Genomic DNA, 18868 nt, shown 5'->3' with positions numbered 1-18868 from the left:
TCCTCCTTTTGAAGTCAGTGCCGGTCTCGACCTGGGGCCGAGATCAGCGGTTGGCGGTAAAGCGGTGCGCCAGCATGGCGATGATGATGATCGCGCCCTGAACGGCGGCGACCAGGTATTCCGAGACCATGTCCGACAGGACCATGACATTGGCGATGACCTCGAGGATCAGCGCGCCGGCGACGGTGCCGCCGATGCGTCCGCGCCCTCCGCGCAGCAACGTTCCGCCGATGACGACAGCCGTGATGACCTGCAATTCCCAAAGCTGTCCCGTGGTGGGCGTCGCGGCGCCGAGCCGCGGCACGTAGCAGATGGCGGCGACGGCCACGCAGATGCCCTGGATGACGTAGGCCATGGTGCGCACGGCAGCGACATTGACGCCCGAAAAGCGCGCGACCTCGACATTCGAGCCCGCCGATGTCAGACGGCGGCCGAACTTCGTCTTGTAGAGCAGGAACGCCCCGACGAGCACGACGACGAAGGTGATCAGCACCGGATAGGGAATGCCGAACAGGCTGCCGAAATAGACCGGGCGATAGGCCTCGCGCAGGCTGCGGTCGATCGGCAGCGAACCGCCGTCCGTCATGAAGGTGATGAAGGCGCGGAAGATGCCCATGGTGCCGAGCGTCACGATGAAAGGCTCGATGCGCCCGACCGTCACGATCAATCCGTTGAAGAGGCCGCAAAGCGACCCGACGACCAGCGCGACCGCGGCGCCCATCGGTATGGCCCAGGCGCCGAAGTTGGGCGCCAGATGGTTCATCACCATGATCATGATCCCGGTGACGAAGGCCATCATCGAGCCGACAGACAGGTCCAGCCCGCCCGACGAGATCACAAAGGTTGCACCGATGGCGATGATCGCGATGAACGCGCTGCGCGTGATCACGTTGATCAGGTTCGCCGACGACACGAAATTGGAGTTCACCAGCGCGCCGAACAGCACGATCAGCGCAAGCGCGATGAAGGGTGCGAGATCGGCCCAGCGAATGCGGGCGGCGTCGTCAGCCGGCGGGATTGTTATGGTCGCTGCGGTGGTCATGGTCTTCCTCCCCGCCGTCCGCACCGCCACCCGTCGTGGCCGCGTAGACGACATTCTCCTCATTGATGTCATTGCCGCGAAGCTCGGCGACGATCCGGCCGGCCCGCATCACCAGAACACGATCGGCGAGGCCGACCAGCTCGGGCATTTCCGACGAGATGACGATGCAGGCCTTGCCGGCACGCACCATTGCGTCGATGAAGTCGTAGATCTGGCTCTTGTTGCCGATGTCGATGCCGCGCGTCGGCTCGTCGATGATGACCACCGAAGGATCCGCCATCATGACCTTGGCCAGCAGAAGCTTCTGCTGGTTGCCGCCGGAAAGCTTTCCGGCTTCAAGGCGCAGTGAACGCACGCGGATGTCGTAGTCCGCTACCGCCTTTTCGAGCCGGGCGAACTCCGCCCGCTTGTCGAGCATGGAGCCCGGATTGACGGAATCGAGCGCCTGGAGCGTGAGGTTGGGGCCGAGCTTCTCCTCGAGCAGAAGGCCCTTTCCCTTGCGATCCTCGGTCAGATAGACGAGCCCCGCCTCCATCAGCGTGCGCACCGAGCGGCTGGCGATTTCCTTGCCGTTGACGGTGACGCGCACTGCTTCCGAGGGGCGCAGCCCCATCAGCCCTTCGATGAGTTCGGTACGCCCGGCACCGATCATGCCCCCGATGCCGAGCACTTCGCCCGCCCTCACATTAAAGGACACCTTTTCCGTGCCGTGATCGACGGCAAGGTCGGTCACCTCCAGGATCGGTTCGGCCGTCGTCTGCGGCCGCTTGTGCGGATAGAGCATGTCCAGCTCTCGTCCGACCATCAGCTCCGCCATTTCGCGTTGGCCGAGGCCGGCCGCTGGCCAGGTGCCGATCATTTTGCCGTCGCGCAGCACGGTGATGCGGTCCGCCAGCGCCTGCACTTCGTCAAGACGGTGGGAAATGTAGAGCACGGCGACGCCGTGGTCGCGCAGGCTGCGCACGATGGTAAGCAGAGCCGCCACTTCGTCATTCGCCAGCACGGCCGTCGGCTCGTCGAGGATCACGACCTTTCGCTCATCCAGCAGCGCGCGAGCGATCTGGACGAGCTGGCGCTGGGCAAGCGGCAGGTCGCTGATGCGGTCGCGCGGACGCGCCGTCGAGCCTACCCTTGCAAGAAGTTCGGCCGTACGCCGGTTCATCGACCGGTCGTCGACCATCAGGCCACGGCCGACTTCTCGGCCGAGAAAGAGGTTTTCGGCCACCGTCAGGTCGGCCGCCAGCAGGATTTCCTGGTGAACCAGCACGATGCCGGCATCCTCCGCCTCCACCGCATTGCGGAAGGCAACGGGCCTGCCGTCCATGGAGAGGCTGCCCTCAGTCGGCGTCACGTGGCCGGAGAGGAGCTTCATCAGCGTCGACTTGCCGGCGCCGTTCTCGCCGATGATGGCGTGCACCTCGCCGGGCCGGATGTCGAGCGTCACATCCGACAGCACGGTGATCTGGCCGTAAGTCTTGCCAAGCCCTTCGGCGCCGAGCGCGGCGGCTGTGCTGGCCGGCGCGACGGCCGGATGAGGGGTCACGACCGCGTTCATTCGAAGGCCGACAGCAGGCGGTCGCGCGAGCGCTCGATGTGGATACGCATGGCATCGTACGCCGCCTGCGGTTCGCCTGAGCGGAAGGCCGCGAGCAGATTTTCATGCTCCTCCAGCGCCTCCTGCGTGACACGCGTGTGGAACATCAGTCGGAAGATATGAAGGTGCACATGCTGGTTCGACAGCGTGCTGCGGATGATCTCGTTGCCGGCGATCTTGAGAATGGCGTCGTGGAATTGCGCATCGGCGCGGGCGAAACGGGAATAGCGGGTGTTGCGGTCGACCGGCGCTTCGCCATGGCCCATATCGGCTGCGGAGGTTTCCAGCTCCGACAGCGCTTCGGGCGTCATGTTGATGACGGCAAGCCGCGCCGCCTCGGGCTCGACCAGCAGCCTGAATGCATAAAGGTCCTCGAACTGCTTGCGCGTCCACTGCGGGGCTGCGCTATAGCCGACGAGATGCTCCTTGCGGACAAGCCCTTCGCGCTCGAGACGGCTGAGCGCCTCGCGGATCGGGGTCTGCGATACGCCGAGGTCGCGGGAGAGAACGTCGATGGGAATGCGCGCGCCCGGTGCAATCTCCAGCGACATCAGGCGGTGGTAGATGCTGTCATAAACACCTTCCACGACGCTGATAGGGCGAATGACCGGCGCCTTGCCTTCCCGCTCCGCTGCAATTGCCACGTTTGCTCTCCGACTGCTTATTGACATGCGATCTTTTGTTGCAAATAAGATATCCTATGTCAAATACAATATCGTATATGATCCGATATAGGATATGAAATGAAGATCATGCCCGATCAACTCCGCAGCCTGGCGACGGCGCTGCTCGACAGCCGGGGAGCAGAGCCCCAAGCCGCCGCCCTGCAAGCCGACCTTCTGATAGAGGCAGAGTTGCGCGGCTTGCCTTCGCACGGCCTCCAGCGCCTGCCGCTTCTGCTGTCACGCCTTGAGAAAGGTCTGGCGGATGGGCGCGCGCAGGGCGCATGCACATGGTCGCGGCAGGCCCTTCTCGACGTGGATGGCGAGCGCGGCCTCGGTCCCGTTGTGCTGATGAACGCCATGCGCCGCCTCAAGCAGAACCTGCCGGAAACGGGAATCGCGGTGGCGGCCATTCGCAACGCCAACCATATCGGCATGCTCGCCTACTATGTGGAGGCCGCCGCCCGAGACGGGCTCATCGCCATCGTCATGTCGACGAGCGAAGCGCTGGTTCATCCTTTCGGCGGAACAAAGGCCATGCTCGGCACGAACCCGATTGCGATCGGCATTCCCTCCGGCGACCGGCCTTTCGTTCTGGATCTCGCCACCAGCGTCGTTTCCATGGGCAAGATCCGCAACCATGCGCTTCGTGGCGTGCCGATCCCGCTGGGCTGGGCCGTGGATGCGGACGGACATCCGACGGCGGATCCCATCGCCGCGCAGACTGGCGCCATCGCGCCGTTCGGCGATGCAAAGGGATATGGCCTGGGCCTGGCCATCGAGCTTCTTGTGGCCGCCCTTGCCGGCTCGGCCCTTTCGCCGGACGTGCACGGCACGCTCGATGACGATCATGCTGCCAATAAGGGCGACCTTCTCATCCTCATCGACCCGGAGGCCGGTAAAGGCGCGGCGTCTGCGCTGACGGCCTATCTCGACGGCCTGCGGCTCTCCCGCCCGCTCGACGCTGCAAGACCGGTCGCCGTTCCCGGCGACGGCGCGCGCAGCCGCCGGGCCGCTGCAATGGCCGAGGGCATCACCCTGCCCCACCTGCTTTTCGAACAACTTACGGCCCTTGAGGCCGCCTGAATTCACTGGAGGAGACACGGAATGAACCTATTCGGCACATTGAGGGCGCCGCGCGAACTGCTCTTCGGCGCCGGCCAGCGCCATGCGCTCGGGAGCGTCGCGGCCACGCTCGGCCGGCGCGCGCTGGTCGTCACCGACACGCGCCTTGCGGCAGACGCCGATTTTCGCGCGCTGGTCGGCCAGTTGGAGGCCGCGGGCCTCGCGGTCCTCATCGACAGCTCCACCCTGCCGGATGTGCCCGTCGATTCGACCATTACGAGCGCCGAGAATGCCGTTAAATTCCGACCGGACCTCGTGATCGGTATCGGCGGCGGGTCCTGCCTGGATATGGCGAAATGCGTGGCGCTCCTCCTCGCGCATGGTGGGCGGCCGCAGGACTATTACGGCGAACATACCGTGCCGGGCCCGGTGCTGCCGCTGATCGCAATACCGACCACCGCTGGAACAGGGTCTGAGGTGACACCGGTCGCCGTGCTATCGGATGCCGAGCGCAGCCTGAAGGTGGGCATTTCCAGCCCCTATCTCATTCCGACCGTGTCGATCTGCGATCCCGAACTGACCCTCTCCTGCCCGCCGGGTCTGACGGCGATTGCCGGCGCGGATGCGCTGACCCACGCCATCGAGGCCTTCACCGCGATCCGGCGCGACCCGGTTCCCGGCATTGCGCTGCAACGTGTGTTCGTCGGCAAGAATGCGCTGTCCGATCAGTTTGCGCTGAGCGCCATCGGTCTTCTCTGGCATGGGCTCGAAGCGGCCTGCAAGGATGGCGCCGATCGGGCCGCCCGCGAAAAGGTCATGCTCGGTGCGACGCTCGCCGGCCTTGCCTTCGGCGTGGCCGGTACGGCCGCGGCCCATGCCATCCAGTATCCCGTCGGCGCGCTCACCCACACCGCCCATGGTCTCGGCGTCGCCTGCCTCATGCCCTATGTCATGACCTGGAACCAGCCGGCTATCGGGCCAGAACTTGCGCAGATCGCCGACGCGGCGGGTCTCGACGGCCCCGAGGACGTCATTCCGGCCCTTGCCGCGCTGTTCGAACGGATCGGCATTCCCGTCACCCTGCGTGATCTCGGCCTTTCCGAAGACCGGATCGACTGGGTGGCCGAGCAGAGTTCCGGTATTGCGCGCCTCATCCAGAACAATCCCCGCCCGCTGAACCCGCAGGAGATGCGCAACCTCGTCGCCGCCGCCCATGGCGGCGACCGCGCCAGCCTGATCTGATCTGAAAGGACAATGCCATGACGTTCCACGCCAAAGTTTCCGGCTACGCCGATCCCGCACTTCACGCCCAAGGCCTTTATATCGGTGGCAACTGGATCAAGGGCGACGGCATATCGGTTCTCGATCCCTCGACCGGGAAGCTGCTTGCCGAAGTGGCCGACGCCTCGATCGACGATGCCCGCCGCGCGGTCGATGCCGCCGAGGCCGCTGCTGCCGGGTGGCGCGCCACCCCTGCACGCCAGCGCGCTGAAATCCTGCGCCGCTGGTTCCAGCTCATGACGAAGCATGCCGAGGAATTGGCGACGCTGATCTCGCTGGAAAACGGCAAGGCGTTGCCCGATGCGCGCGGCGAGGTCGCCTATGCGGCAGAGTTCTTCCGCTGGTATGCCGAGGAGGCCGTGCGCATCCCGGGTGAATACCGTCATACGCCGTCGGGCTCGCACAACATTCTCGTCGATCACGAGCCGATCGGCATCGCGGTGCTGATCACGCCGTGGAATTTCCCCGCCGCCATGGCCACGCGCAAGATCGGCCCGGCCCTTGCCGCCGGCTGCACGGTCATTCTCAAACCCGCATCCGAGACGCCGCTGACGGCTTATGCCATGGCGCGCCTCGGCGAAGAGGCGGGGGTCCCGCCCGGCGTCGTCAACGTGCTGACCACGACCAATCCAAGTGGCGTGACGAATACCATGCTGGCCGATCCGCGCGTGCGAAAACTCTCCTTCACCGGTTCCACCGGCGTCGGCCGCACGCTTCTGGCCGAAGCCGCCAAGTCGGTTGTCAGCTGCTCGATGGAACTCGGCGGCAATGCCCCCTTCATAGTCTTCGACGATGCGGATCTCGAGGCCGCTCTCGACGGCGCTATGATCGCAAAGATGCGCAATGCCGGGGAAGCCTGCACTGCGGCCAACCGCTTCTATGTGCAATCCGGCATTCATGATGCCTTTGTCGCCGGCCTGACAGCCCGAATGTCAGCGCTCAAGATCGGTCCCGGCTACGATCCGGACACGCAATGCGGCCCGATGATCACGACGAATGCCGTGCGCAAGATCGATCGCCTCGTTTCCGAAGCGGTGGCCGCGGGTGCCCGTGCGACCACGGGCGGCAAGCCGCTTGTGGAAGGCGGCTATTTCTATCCGCCGACCGTATTGGAAAACGTCCCGGTCGATGCCGCCATTGCCCGGGAGGAAATCTTCGGTCCCGTCGCCCCCGTCTACAAGTTCGAAACCGATGACGAGGCGGTTCGCCTTGCCAATGACACGGAGTATGGTCTGGCCGCCTATATCTATTCCGGCGATCTGAAACGGGCCCTCAAGGTCGGTAAGCGTCTCGAAAGCGGCATGCTCGGCATCAACAGGGGCCTGATGTCGGACCCCGCGGCACCCTTCGGCGGTGTCAAGCAGAGCGGCCTCGGCCGTGAGGGCGGCGTGACAGGTATTCTGGAATTCATGGAGGCGAAGTATTACGCCGTCGAGTACTGACGCAGGGGAGCCAAGAGGATGACGTCACAGGATCTCTACCGCATTCGCGACTTCGTGCCGGATTTCGATGCGATTGCCGCCGAGTTTTCCGCGCGCAGCCGGGCATTTTCGGTCAACGCGGATGTGCTGGCCGATCTGCGCTACGGCGCGCGGCCGCGGGAGGTACTGGACGTCATCCTGCCAGAACGCCCGAAGGCCGGCGCGCCGCTGCATGTCTTCGTCCATGGCGGATACTGGCGTTCCGGCGAAAAGGAGAACTATCGCTTCGTCGCCGCGCCGGTTCTGGCCGCCGGCGGCGTCGCGGCGCTTGTCGAGTATGATCTCATGCCCGGCGAGCGTCTCGATGTTCTCGTCGATCAGGTGCGGCGCGCCGTACTCTGGCTCCAGGAGCATGCGCGGGATTTTGGCGCAGATCCCGCGCGCCTGACCGTCAGCGGCCATTCGGCGGGCGCGCATCTCGCCTCATTTCTTGCCGCGACGGGGTCGGGGGAAAAGGAAACTCCACAGCTTCCTGTCCTGAAAGGGCTTTTCCTGCTCAGCGGCATCTACGACCTCTCAGGCATTCCTGGAAGCTTCCTGCGCGACGAGGCGAAGATGACGCCCGCGGAAGCGTCGGCGTGGTCGCCTCTGACGGCAAGCCAGCATGCCTGCCCGCTGCGTGTCATCGCGTTCGGTGCCGAGGAAACGACGCCCTTCCTGGAGCCAGCGGCGGAGCTCCAATCCCGTTTGAATACCCAGGGCGAGGCCGCGCAGCTTCTCCCGCTGCCCGGCCTCAACCACATGACGGTGGTGCTGGATCTTGCAGACCCGCTCGGCCTGGCCGGCGCCCGCATCGCGGATATGGTCGCGTCGCGCTGACGCGATCCGGGCGGTCGGCAAAGCCGCGCCGCCCCTTTTCCCTGCGCCTTTTCGACAAAGCTGCAAATGTTGCCGGCATTTTCCCCGCGAAAATCCCATTCTCTGGATTTTCGCGCGCCGTTGTCGTGTCAACGGCATCGATTTCCCTGGAATAAACTCAGATAAAATAAACGAATTCAGGTGGTTGAGTATTCTTTCCACTGAGGCGCTGTCCCGGGATTGACAAGGTTCCGGGGGGCGTGATGCCATGCTAGCAACATATGTGAAATAATATCACTTATGTTGCTCTCTGGGAGAGAGGGCGATTTTCGGTTTTTTAGGGAGGAATCCATGAACACGCGTCGTACATTTCTTGCCGGCCTCGCTGGTGCCGTTTCGGTTCTGGCTGTCATGGCGCTTTCGCCTGCCGCCGCTCATGCCGAAGGCCTCAAGATCGGCTTCAGCCAGGTTACGCTGCAGTCGCCCTTCTATGTGCAGCTGAAGAACGGCGCGGAAGCCGCCGCCAAGGCGTCCGGCGACACGCTCGTCTTCCTCGACGCCAATGGCGACGTCAGCAAGCAGAACAACGATATCCAGGATCTGATCACTCAGGGTGTGAGCGCGATCATCATCAACCCGGTCAATCCGGAAGCGGTCGCACCGTCGCTCGAAGCCGCTGCCGCTGCCGGCATTCCCGTTATCACCGTCGACCGCCCCGTCACCGGCGGCAAGGTTGCCGCCCATGTCGGCCGCGACAACAAGGCGATGGGCAAGCTGGTCGGCGAAGCCGTCGTCGCGAAGCTGAAGGCCGATGGTGTCACCGGCGCAAAGGTCATCGAGATCCAGGGCGATGCGGGCGGTGCGGTCATGATGGATCGTCGCGATGGTTTCCACGCCGCGCTCGAAGGCTCTGGCCATACCATCGTCGAAGGCCCGTATGCGGAATATATCCGCGCCAATGCCGTGACGGCCATGCAGGACCTGCTTCAGGCCAATGCCGACTTGAAGGTCGTCTACGCCCATAACGACGACATGGCGCTGGGCGCCCTGCAGGTTCTCAAGGAAAACGGCCGCGACGACGTCCTCATCGCCGGCGTTGATGGCCTGTCCGAGGCGCTGGAGGCCATGGCCGACGGCAAGTACATCGCCACTGCGCTGAACGACCCGCAATATCTCGGCGACGTGACCATCCAGGTCGCACGCGAAGCCGCTGCCGGCAAGACGGTTCCGGCCTTCGTCGATGCCGGCACGGCCCTCGTGACGCCCGACAAGGTCGGCGAATACCCGCACAAGGAACTGTTTGCGGAATACCGGCCGCAGGTTCTCGACAAGTAACTCCCAGGGCGGTGGGGGGAGCCTCGGTTCCTCCCGCTTTTCCGAACGCTGGCGGTTTTCCGCCGGCGCAAGTCATTTCGTTTTCAAAGGAACCCCTTCATGCGCGCCGCCGTCCTCTACACGCCCGGAGACATCCGCCTCGAAAATGTCGATAAGCCTGTTCCCAAGGCGAACGAGGTGCTGCTGCGCGTGGCTGCCGTCGGCGTTTGCGGATCGGACCTGCCGCGCATGCTCATCAAGGGCGCGCACAAGATGCCCATCATCTGCGGCCACGAATTTTCCGGACATATCGAGGAGCTTGGCGCGTCTGTGACCGGCTTTGCCAAAGGCGACCTCGTCACGGTTCCGCCGATGCTGCCCTGCGGCACCTGCGACCAGTGCGCGACCGGCAATTTCTCGCGGTGCCGCAACTACGACTATTTTGGTTCGCGCCGTGACGGCGCCTATGCCGAATGGGTCTGCGCGCCGGTCGAAAACCTCCTGAAGGCGCCGGAAGGCTGCGATCCGCGCGCCGCCGCCATGGTCGATCCCGCCTCCATCGCCATTCACGCTATCTGGAAGGCCGGCGGCGTGCGGATGGGCGACCGTGGCGCAGTCATCGGCTGTGGCCCCATCGGCCTCTTCGCCATTCAGTGGATGCTGCTGATGGGCGCGCGCGAGGTCGTTGCCATCGATGTTTCCGAGGAAAAGCTGGAACTTGCCCGGCAGGCCGGCGCGACGCATGCCTTCCTCGCCGGTGCCGAACTGCCCAAGGAACTTCTCGCCGACATCATCGTGGAAGCTGCAGGGCATCCGACATCCGTCAACGCCGCCGTCAGGCTGGCCGCGCCGGGCGGTCATGTGGTCTTCATCGGCATTCCCGTCGGCGAGGTGCCCCTCACCAATGCCGCCTTCCAGCATTTCCTGCGCCAGGAGGTGTCGCTGCATGGCTCGTGGAATTCCTTCGGTGCGCCCTATCCCGGCCCACAGTGGACGGTGACGCTGGACAAGCTTGCGTCCGGTGCGCTGAAGTGGGAGTTCATGATCACACACGATCTTGATCTGGAGGAACTGCCTGCGATTTTCGAGCGGCTTCGCACCGACCGCGAATTCTTCTTCTCGAAGATCATGTTCCACCCCTGACGGGGTGTCCGGCGCTGGAGGCGTTGCCGGGCGACGGAGAATTTAGGGAGGATCATCGGTCATGGCTCATATCCTGAGCTTCGACTTCGGTACGGGCGGCCTTTGCGCCGGCGTCTACGACACGGACCGGCGCCAGATGCTGGCCCAGGCGGAGGCGCCCTACGCGACGCATTACCCGCGCGCCGGCTGGGCGGAGCAGTCTCCCGCCGAATGGCGTGCGGCTCTTCGCGCGGCCGGCCGTGCCGCGCTGGAAAAGGCTGGTCGGCGGACCGTCGATGCGGTCTGCACCGCCACGACCGCCTCCACCGTGGCGATCTGCCGCCGCGACGGCACGCCGCTGTCGCCGGCTTTGCTCTGGATGGACTGCCGCGCGGAAGCCGAAGCACGCGAGACGGCGAGCCTTCATCACCCCGTCATGCGTTATTGCGGTGGTTCTGACGCCGTCGAATGGCTGGTGCCCAAGGCTATGTGGCTGAAGCGCAACCGACGGGACATCTGGGATGCTGCCGAGGTCGTCTGCGAGGCGCTCGACTACGTGAATTTCGACCTGGCGGGCGAATGGGTCGGCTCGCGAATGAACGCTGCCTGCAAATGGAACTACGACAGCGCCGCCGGCCAGTTCGTGCCCGAGGTCTACGAGGCCTTCGGCATCGCGGACCTGACCGAGCGCCTGCCGCAGCGCATCGTGCCCGTCGGCGGCGTGATCGCGCCCATGCGTGCCGCCATGGCGGCGGAGCTGGGGCTGGAGAACCAGCCCATCGTCGCCCAGGGCGGTATTGATGCCCATATCGGCATTCTGGGCGCAGACACCATCGAGCCGGGCGGCATGCTGTTCATTGGCGGCACCTCCATCGTCCAGCTCGTTCAGTTGGCGGAAGAGTCCGACGTTTCCGGCTTCTGGGGCCCCTATCCCAACGCGCTCAACGACGGCCGCTGGCTGGTCGAGTGCGGACAGGTTGCGGCCGGCTCGATGCTCAACTGGCTTGCCGGCGAAATGTTCGGGTTGGATGCTGCAGGCCATGCCGCGCTAATCGCCGAGGTCGCGGCCAATCCGTCGCGATCGGAAGGCCTGCTGGCGTTGGATTACATGATGGGCAATCGCACGCCCTACCGCGACGCCGCACTGCGCGGCGCGCTAATGGGGCTGACGCTGGGCCACACCCGCGCGGATGTCTATGCCGCGTCCGTCGATTCGATCGCGCTTGGCTCCGCCAATGTGCTGTCGGTGCTGAAGGCACGCGGTGTTGCCGTGGACCGAGTCATGATGGCGGGTGGCATCGTCAAGAATGCAGCCTGGCTTCAGGCGACGGTGGATGCCATCGGCCAGGCGGTGCAGGTCGCGCGCGAAGACAATCTCTCGCTCGTCGGCACAGCGGCGGCCGCGGCGGCTGCCATCGGCGAATTCCCGGATCTTCGCGCCGCCGCAGCCGCTTGCGTGGCGCCGTCGAAGGAACTCCTACCCGATCCGGCGCGCGCCGAATGGTTCCAGCAGATGTTGCCGCTCTATCAGGATGCGACGGAACGTCTGCGGCCGGTCCTTCACCAGCTGGCAAGCCGCCAGAGAGAGGCGTGACATGGCCGAACGCAACCCCTATTCCGCACGCCTGCCCTCCTCCGACCAGCGCGATCACCTGATTGTCCAGGTCGCCAAGCTCTACTACGATCTCGACCGCACCCAGTCGGAGATCGCGAACGAACTCGGTCTCACTCGCTGGCAGGTCGGCAAGCTGCTGACCGAGGCGAAAGAGGCGGGCATTGTCCGCATCGAGATCACCCCGCGCGCCGGCCGAAGGACCACGGTCGAACTCGAATTGCAGCGCAGCTTCGGCGTCAAGGAAGCCATCGTGGTGCCGACGGGCGAGATCGACGATCCCAGCCTCGTCATCGACAGCGTCGCCCAGGCCGCCGCCACGCATCTGGCGAGCCTCAGCCCCAAGCCGAAGCTGATCGGCGTCAGCTGGGGGCGCACGATGTCGGCGGTCGCCCGTGCGCTGCCGAAGGACTGGTGCCCGGGGCTTCATGTCGTGCTCGTCAACGGATCGACCGCGCTAACAGCGACGAGCAGCCGCAATTCCGCCGTGGCGGAGGAATTCGCTCAGTCGACGGGCGGCCGCGCGACACTGCTGCCCGTGCCGGCGATCATCGGCTCGAAATCCACCCGCCAGGCGCTCGAACAGGACCCCATTCTCGGTCGCGTTCTTGCGCTGGCCGAAGAGGCGCCTGTCCTCTGCTTCGGTCTCGGGGGCCTCACATCCCAGTCGGTGCTGCTCAGCTCCGGCTATCTCGGCGACGAGGACATCGCGCGGCTGCGCAATCTGGAGGCCGTCGGGGACATCATGGGCCGTTTCGTCGATCGCAACGGCCGGATTGCCGACATGCAGCTCGACGACCGCACCATCGGTCTGAGGCTGGAGGCGCTTGCGGCCAAGGAGCGGGTGATCGGCGTTGCGGCAGGCGAGGACAAGCACCGTATCGCGGCTGCCTGCCTGCGCGCCGGCTACGTCACCGATCTCGTGACCGACGAGGTTACCGCGCGCCGCATTCTGGAGGAGGGCGTATGACGCCGGACGTACTGACCATCGAGGGCCTGTCGAAACGGTTCCCGCCCAGCATCATCGCGCTCGACGAGGCAAATATCGCCGTGCGCAAGGGCGAGGTCCACTGCCTTCTCGGCGCGAACGGTGCCGGCAAGTCGACCTTCCTCAAGCTTATCGCCGGCGCTTTATCGCCATCGGCCGGCAAGATTCATGTGGATGGCAAGCCGGTGCATTTCCGCGCGCCGGCGGAAGCGGCCCGGGCCGGCATCTCCATGATCTATCAGGAACTGGACCTCGTGCCGCAGCTGACGGTCGCCGAAAACCTCTTTCTCGGCCATCCGCCGTCGCGCTTCGGCTTCCTCGACAAGCGAAGCCGCCGCGTTCAGGCACGAGAGGCGCTTGCCCGCGTCGGTGCGAGTTTCACGCCGGAGGACCGCGTCGGCAGCCTTTCCATCGCCAACCAGCAATTGACGGCGATCGCCCGCTCGCTGACGCGCGAGGCGAAGGTCATCATCATGGACGAGCCTTCGGCGGCACTCAACGAGACCGAGCTGAAAGCCGTCTTCCGCGTCATCCGTGAATTGACGGCGCAGGGTGTCGCCATCCTCTATGTCAGCCACCGCCTGGGTGAATTACGCGAGATCGGCGACCGGGTGACCGTGCTGCGCGGCGGTCGCACAATTGAGACCTTCGATGTCGAGGGCACGCCCGACAGCGCGCTGGTGGAAGCCATCCTGGGACGCGAGCGCGGCTTCGTCGAGCGCCGCGATCGCCCGCCTGTAACCGGCGAGGTCATCCTGAAGGTTGATCGTCTGACGGCGGCGCATGGCCTCGATATCCGCGAATTTGAATTGCGGCGCGGTGAGATCGCCGGTCTTACCGGTCTGAATGGCTCCGGACGAACCTCTTTCCTCAAGGCGCTGTTCGGGGCCGATCCGCATGAGGCGCGCATGTCGCTCTACGGCAAGCCCTACAAGGCAAAGACGCCGCGCGATGCCATTGCTGCCGGCGTCGGCCTCGTGCCGGAAAGCCGCAAGACGGAAGGCCTCATCCTCGACGCGCCGATCTATCGCAACGCTACGCTACCCGCCATGCAGGGCCAGTTCCTCGCAAGGCACGGTCAGCTCAAGGCGAAGACGGTGCCGGTGCTCAGGCAGCTTTCCACCAAATACGGCTCACCCGAACAGAAGGTCATCCAGCTCTCAGGCGGCAACCAGCAGAAAGTCGTGCTGGCGAAATGGATTATCAAGGGCGCCAGGCTGCTGCTGCTCGACGAGCCCTCGCGCGGGCTGGACATCGGCGCCAAGGCCGATCTCTACCGGCTGGTCGATGAACTTGCGGCCGACGGCGCAGCCGTCATCGTCGCCTCATCCGAACTGGAGGAGCTCTATGCCGCCTGTGACACGATCTGGGTGTTCCACGAGGGGCGTAACATCGCCCGCTTCGACCCCGCCACCACCGATCAGGACACGATCCTGAAACATCAGATTCTCGGAGACCACCATCATGACTGACATTGTGACGGGCGTTGCGCCGGCACGCACTTCCGGGCGTCGCATCGCCGACCTTCTGATCGAGTACAATTTCATCGCGATCTTCCTCGTCGTCGTCGCGATCGCCGCGATCCTGTCGCCGAACTTCCTGACACCCACCAACATTGCCAACCTGTTCCAGCAGGCGGCCGTGGTCGGCGTCGTGGCCGTTGGCATGACCTTCGTCATCCTCACGGGCAATATCGATCTTTCCGTCGGCTCCGTCGTGGCTTTGTGCGGCATGCTCGTCGCCGTTCTCCTGGCGGGCGGCATGCCTATCCTGCCGGCGCTTGCCATTACCATTCTGACCGGCGCGCTTGCCGGCGCGGTCATCGGCCTCATCACGGCGCTGGCCGAAGTGCCGAGCTTCATCGTTTCGCTCGCCGGCCTCGTCTCGTTTCGCGGCATCACCTATCTGCTGACGGACGGTGTGCCCGTCTCGGGTCTGCCGCCATCCTTCGGCGCGATCTCCTCGACCATGGTCCCGGTCCTGCCAGGCCTGCAGGTCAGCTCGATGGGCATCATCTTCGTCGTGCTGTGCATTGCCGCCGGCGCGCTGCTTCGCCTGACGGTATTCGGCGAGTCCGTCTATGCGACGGGAGGCAATGCCGAGGCAGCGAGGCTTTCAGGCCTGCCGACCACACGCATCCTCGTTCTCGTGTTCACAGTGTCCGGCATCATGAGCGCGCTTGCCGGTATTCTTCTGACATCGCGTCTGCGCATCGGCCAGCCGACCGCCGCGCAGGGGCTGGAACTTGACGCCATCGCGGCGGTGGTGCTTGGTGGCACATCGCTGTTTGGCGGACGCGGCGGCGTCCTCGGAACGTTCTTTGCCGTCATGTTGCTGCAAGTGCTGCGCAATATCTTCAACCTTCTCGGGCTCGGTTCCTTCTACCAGATGACCGTAACGGGCCTGATCATTGTCGCGGCCATTCTTCTCAACCGCTTCATCGACATTCGCAGAGGCCGGGCATGAAACCCCAAGAAAAATCGCTGGAATCCACCATGACAGATCATTTTCCCCGCCCTGAGGGCACGCCGCTGACGCTCGACTGGTTCGAGACACACGCGGTCAACCTGTCGGCCGCGCAACGCCGCGCCGCGACCCTGCCGACCCGGCGCTCGGTCAAGAAGGACTGGCAGGCGGCCTGGCTGCTGCGTGCGATCACCTGCATCGATCTGACCACGCTTGCCGGTGATGACACGGAAGGCCGCGTCCAGCGGCTCTGTGCCAAGGCGAAGGCACCGGTGCGCGCCGATATCCTCGAAGCACTCGGCATCGAACGCCTGACGGTTGGCGCGGTCTGCGTCTACCCGACCATGGTGGGCCATGCGGTGAAAGCACTGGAGGGCAGCGGCATTCCCGTTGCCTCCGTTGCGACGGGCTTTCCTGCCGGCCTGACGCCGCTGCCGCTCAGGCTGGGCGAAATCCGCTATGCCGTCGAACAGGGCGCCAAGGAAATCGACATCGTCATCACTCGCGAGCATGTGCTGCGCGGCAACTGGTCCGCACTCTACGACGAGATGCGCCAGATGCGCGAAGCCTGCGGCGACGCCCATATGAAGGCGATCCTCGCGACCGGCGACCTGAAGACGCTTTCCAACGTCTACAAGGCATCCATGGTCGCGATGCAGGCGGGCTCGGATTTCATCAAGACATCGACCGGCAAGGAAGACGTCAATGCGACGCTGCCAGTCTCGCTCACGATGGTGCGGGCACTGCGCGACTACAAGGACCGCACCGGCCAGATGGTCGGCTTCAAGCCGGCCGGCGGATTGAAGACTGCCAAGGACGCGATGAACTGGCTGATCCTCATGAAAGAGGAACTCGGCACGCGGTTCATGATGCCGGATCTTTTCCGTATCGGCGCCTCCTCCATGCTCGGCGACATCGAACGCCAGCTCGAACATCACATTACGGGCCGCTACTCGGCCGCCAACCGCCACGCGCTGGCCTGAGGTTAGACCATGCCTTCCATCAAGGACATTATGCAGACCATGGAATACGGCCCCGCTCCCGAAAGCAACGCAGAGGTCAAGGCCTGGCTTTCCACCCGCTCCGCCGGCATCGGCCACTTCATCGACGGAAAGTTCACGAGTGCCGACGGCGATCTCATCGATGTCGTCAACCCCGCGACGGAAGATGTCATCAGCCGTGTCGCCAAGGGTAGCGCGGCGGATGTCGATGCGGCTGTCGCGGCCGCGCGCGCAGCATTCCCGAAATGGTCGGCGCTGCCGGGCCATGAGCGTGCGAAGTATCTCTACGCCATCGCGCGTCACATCCAGAAGCGTGAACGCTTCTTCTCCGTGCTCGAGACCATGGACAACGGCAAGACGATCCGCGAGACCCGCGACATCGATATTCCGCTTGTCGCCCGCCATTTCTATCACCATGCCGGCTGGGCCGAGCTCGTTGCCGACGAGTTCCCACAGCACAAGCCCGTCGGCGTCTGCGGCCAGATCATTCCGTGGAACTTCCCGCTGCTGATGCTGGCGTGGAAGGTCGCGCCGGCGCTTGCGGCCGGTAACACGGTCGTGCTGAAGCCGGCCGACCTCACGCCGATGACGGCACATGCCTTCGCCGAGCTTCTCGTCGAGATCGGCCTGCCCGCCGGCGTCGTCAACATTGTCCAGGGTGACGGCGAGACTGGAGCCGCCATTGCCGGCCATCCCGGTGTCGACAAAGTCGCCTTCACCGGCTCGACGGATGTCGGGCGTATCATCCGCCGCCAGATCGCAGGCTCGGGCAAGAAGCTCAGCCTGGAACTCGGCGGCAAGTCGCCCTTCATCGTGCTGGAGGATGCCGATCTCGATGCCGCCGTCGAAGGCGTCGTGGATGCGATCTGGTTCAACCAGGGCGAGGTCTGCTGCGCAGGCTCGCGGCTCCTCGTCCAGGAAGGTGTCGCGCCGCGCTTCTTTGAAAAGCTGAAGGCCCGCATGGCGACACTGCGCGTCGGCGATCCGCTCGACAAGACGATGGACATGGGCGCCGTCGTCTCGATGAAGCAGCTTTCGCGCATCAAGGCACTTCTCAAGGCGGGTGAGCAGGAAGGGGCGACGCTCAATCTCGCCCCGGTGGCCTTGCCGGAAAAGGGCGCCTTCTGCACGCCGGGATTCTTTACGAACAGCCACCCCGCCAACAGCGTGTCGCAGGTCGAGATTTTCGGCCCCGTGGCAACCACACTTACATTCCGCACGCTGGACGAAGCCGTCGCGCTCGCCAACGATACCCGCTACGGCCTTGCCGCCTCGGTCTGGTCGGAGAACGTCAATCGCGCTATCGAACTGGCGGCGCGCGTCAAGGCGGGCGTCGTTTGGATCAACGCCACCAATATGTTCGACGCGGCGGCTCCCTTTGGCGGTTATCGTGAAAGCGGCTATGGCCGTGAGGGTGGCCGCACGGGCATGCTCGAATATCTCACCACCGGCTGGGACAAGCAGGGCAAGGTGCGCGCCACGTCGGCCGCACCCATCGATGTCGCCCCCGCCACGGGCAAGGCCGACCACGCGGCAATCGATGTGACGGCAAAGCTCTATATCGGCGGCAAGCAGGCGCGGCCGGATGGCGGCCAGAGCTACACGGTCTTTGGCAAGGGAGGTGCGGCCATCGGCGAGGCCGGCCTCGCCAACCGCAAGGATGTGCGCAACGCCGTCGAAGCTGCAAACAAAGCGAACGCATGGGGCGGCGTGACCGCGCACAACCGCGCGCAGGTGCTCTATTTCCTTGCTGAAAACCTCGAGCAGCGTCGTGATGAATTCGTGGCCGCACTCGCTGCAACGGGCGCTGTGGCAAAGCCGGAGGACGAGTTCGAAGCCGCGATCCGCCGGTGCTTCTGGTATGCCGCGCAGGCCGACAAGTTCGACGGCAGCGTGACCGCGACCAAGTCGCAGCATGTGACGATGACCGTCAACGAGCCCTATGGAACGATCGGCGTCGTGGCGCCCGACGAGGCGCCGCTTCTGGCCCTTCTCTCGCTCATCCTGCCGGCAGTCACCATGGGCAACCGCGTCGTGGCGGTGGCCTCGCAGGCCCACCCGCTCATCGCCGCCCGCCTCTATCAGGTCTTCGAAACGTCGGATATTCCCGCCGGCGTCGTCAACCTGCTGACCGGTGAGCGCGACGTGTTGGCCAAAACGCTCGCCGAGCACGACGACGTGGCGGCGCTCTGGTACTGCGGCAGTGAGGACGGCTCGCGCATGGTGGAAGTGGCGTCGGCCGGCAATCTGAAGCCGGTCTGGTCAGATCTTGGTCGTTTGCGCGACTGGCGCGACACGCGCTTCGGCCAGGGACAGGAGTATCTGCGCCGCGCCAGCCAGGTGAAGACGATCTGGCTGCCCTACGGCGAATGAAGCAACCGCGGTGGGGAGCGATCGTCTCCCCGCCCCGCCGTCCCCGATCTCGATTTTTTGACACCCTGC

At 64.8% G+C, this 18868-nt stretch carries 15 protein-coding genes; 12 read left to right on the top strand and 3 right to left on the bottom strand.

Translation table 11 applies throughout. From position 1 onward, the window contains the following. Positions 1–43: 43 nt before the first annotated feature. Genes MNR02_RS21040 through MNR02_RS21030 form a run of 3 tightly spaced genes read right to left on the bottom strand, consistent with a single transcriptional unit; the run spans position 44 to position 3307 of the window. Complete coding sequence (locus MNR02_RS21040) at positions 44–1042, bottom strand: ABC transporter permease (protein ID WP_241603407.1); 999 nt, start codon at positions 1040–1042, stop codon at positions 44–46. Then, the gene (locus MNR02_RS21035; protein WP_241949214.1) at positions 1005–2597 is read right to left on the bottom strand and encodes a sugar ABC transporter ATP-binding protein; all 1593 of its coding nucleotides are present in this window, start codon (positions 2595–2597) and stop codon (positions 1005–1007) included. The genes MNR02_RS21040 and MNR02_RS21035 overlap by 38 nt, the downstream gene beginning before the upstream one ends. Beyond that, entirely contained in the window at positions 2594–3307 is a 714-nt protein-coding gene (locus MNR02_RS21030; protein ID WP_241603401.1) for a GntR family transcriptional regulator, read from the bottom strand. The genes MNR02_RS21035 and MNR02_RS21030 overlap by 4 nt, the downstream gene beginning before the upstream one ends. 72 nt (positions 3308–3379) lie before the next feature. Between MNR02_RS21030 and MNR02_RS21025 the strand changes: the two genes are divergently transcribed. The 12 genes from MNR02_RS21025 to MNR02_RS20970 all read left to right on the top strand — a co-directional run bounded on the left by MNR02_RS21025 (position 3380) and on the right by MNR02_RS20970 (position 18799). Next, on the top strand, positions 3380–4384 hold the full coding sequence (locus MNR02_RS21025; protein ID WP_371746767.1) for an Ldh family oxidoreductase: 1005 nt from the start codon (positions 3380–3382) through the stop codon (positions 4382–4384). A gap of 21 nt (positions 4385–4405) precedes the next feature. Continuing rightward, the gene (locus MNR02_RS21020; RefSeq protein ID WP_241949212.1) at positions 4406–5605 is read left to right on the top strand and encodes an iron-containing alcohol dehydrogenase; all 1200 of its coding nucleotides are present in this window, start codon (positions 4406–4408) and stop codon (positions 5603–5605) included. Positions 5606–5622: 17 nt separating this feature from the next. Continuing rightward, a complete protein-coding gene (locus tag MNR02_RS21015; RefSeq protein WP_241949211.1) occupies positions 5623–7086 on the top strand; it encodes an NAD-dependent succinate-semialdehyde dehydrogenase in 1464 nt (487 codons plus the stop codon). A gap of 18 nt (positions 7087–7104) precedes the next feature. Beyond that, the gene (locus MNR02_RS21010) at positions 7105–7944 is read left to right on the top strand and encodes an alpha/beta hydrolase (RefSeq protein WP_241949210.1); all 840 of its coding nucleotides are present in this window, start codon (positions 7105–7107) and stop codon (positions 7942–7944) included. A 330-nt stretch (positions 7945–8274) separates the two neighbouring features. Continuing rightward, entirely contained in the window at positions 8275–9258 is a 984-nt protein-coding gene (locus MNR02_RS21005) for a substrate-binding domain-containing protein (RefSeq protein WP_241949209.1), read from the top strand. A 99-nt stretch (positions 9259–9357) separates the two neighbouring features. Next, the gene (locus MNR02_RS21000; RefSeq protein WP_241949208.1) at positions 9358–10380 is read left to right on the top strand and encodes a galactitol-1-phosphate 5-dehydrogenase; all 1023 of its coding nucleotides are present in this window, start codon (positions 9358–9360) and stop codon (positions 10378–10380) included. 61 nt (positions 10381–10441) lie between these two features. After that, positions 10442–11953: a ribulokinase gene (locus MNR02_RS20995; RefSeq protein ID WP_241949207.1), complete on the top strand. Its 1512-nt coding sequence runs from the start codon at positions 10442–10444 to the stop codon at positions 11951–11953. Position 11954: 1 nt separating this feature from the next. After that, the gene (locus MNR02_RS20990; RefSeq protein WP_241949206.1) at positions 11955–12941 is read left to right on the top strand and encodes a sugar-binding transcriptional regulator; all 987 of its coding nucleotides are present in this window, start codon (positions 11955–11957) and stop codon (positions 12939–12941) included. Beyond that, on the top strand, positions 12938–14431 hold the full coding sequence (locus MNR02_RS20985; protein WP_241949205.1) for a sugar ABC transporter ATP-binding protein: 1494 nt from the start codon (positions 12938–12940) through the stop codon (positions 14429–14431). Before MNR02_RS20990 ends, MNR02_RS20985 begins: the two co-directional genes overlap by 4 nt. Further along, a complete protein-coding gene (locus MNR02_RS20980) occupies positions 14424–15425 on the top strand; it encodes an ABC transporter permease (protein WP_241949204.1) in 1002 nt (333 codons plus the stop codon). The genes MNR02_RS20985 and MNR02_RS20980 overlap by 8 nt, the downstream gene beginning before the upstream one ends. Positions 15426–15454: 29 nt before the next feature. Further along, on the top strand, positions 15455–16408 hold the full coding sequence (gene deoC / locus MNR02_RS20975; RefSeq protein WP_241949203.1) for a deoxyribose-phosphate aldolase: 954 nt from the start codon (positions 15455–15457) through the stop codon (positions 16406–16408). Between the two features lie 9 nt (positions 16409–16417). Next, entirely contained in the window at positions 16418–18799 is a 2382-nt protein-coding gene (locus MNR02_RS20970; RefSeq protein ID WP_241949202.1) for an aldehyde dehydrogenase family protein, read from the top strand. Positions 18800–18868 lie beyond the last annotated feature (69 nt).

Origin of the sequence: Shinella sp. H4-D48 (assembly GCF_022637395.1) — a bacterium.
GTDB lineage: Bacteria > Pseudomonadota > Alphaproteobacteria > Rhizobiales > Rhizobiaceae > Shinella > Shinella sedimenti.
The sequence above is the reverse complement of the archived record's forward strand: the minus strand, read 5'-3'. Positions and strand labels throughout refer to the sequence as shown.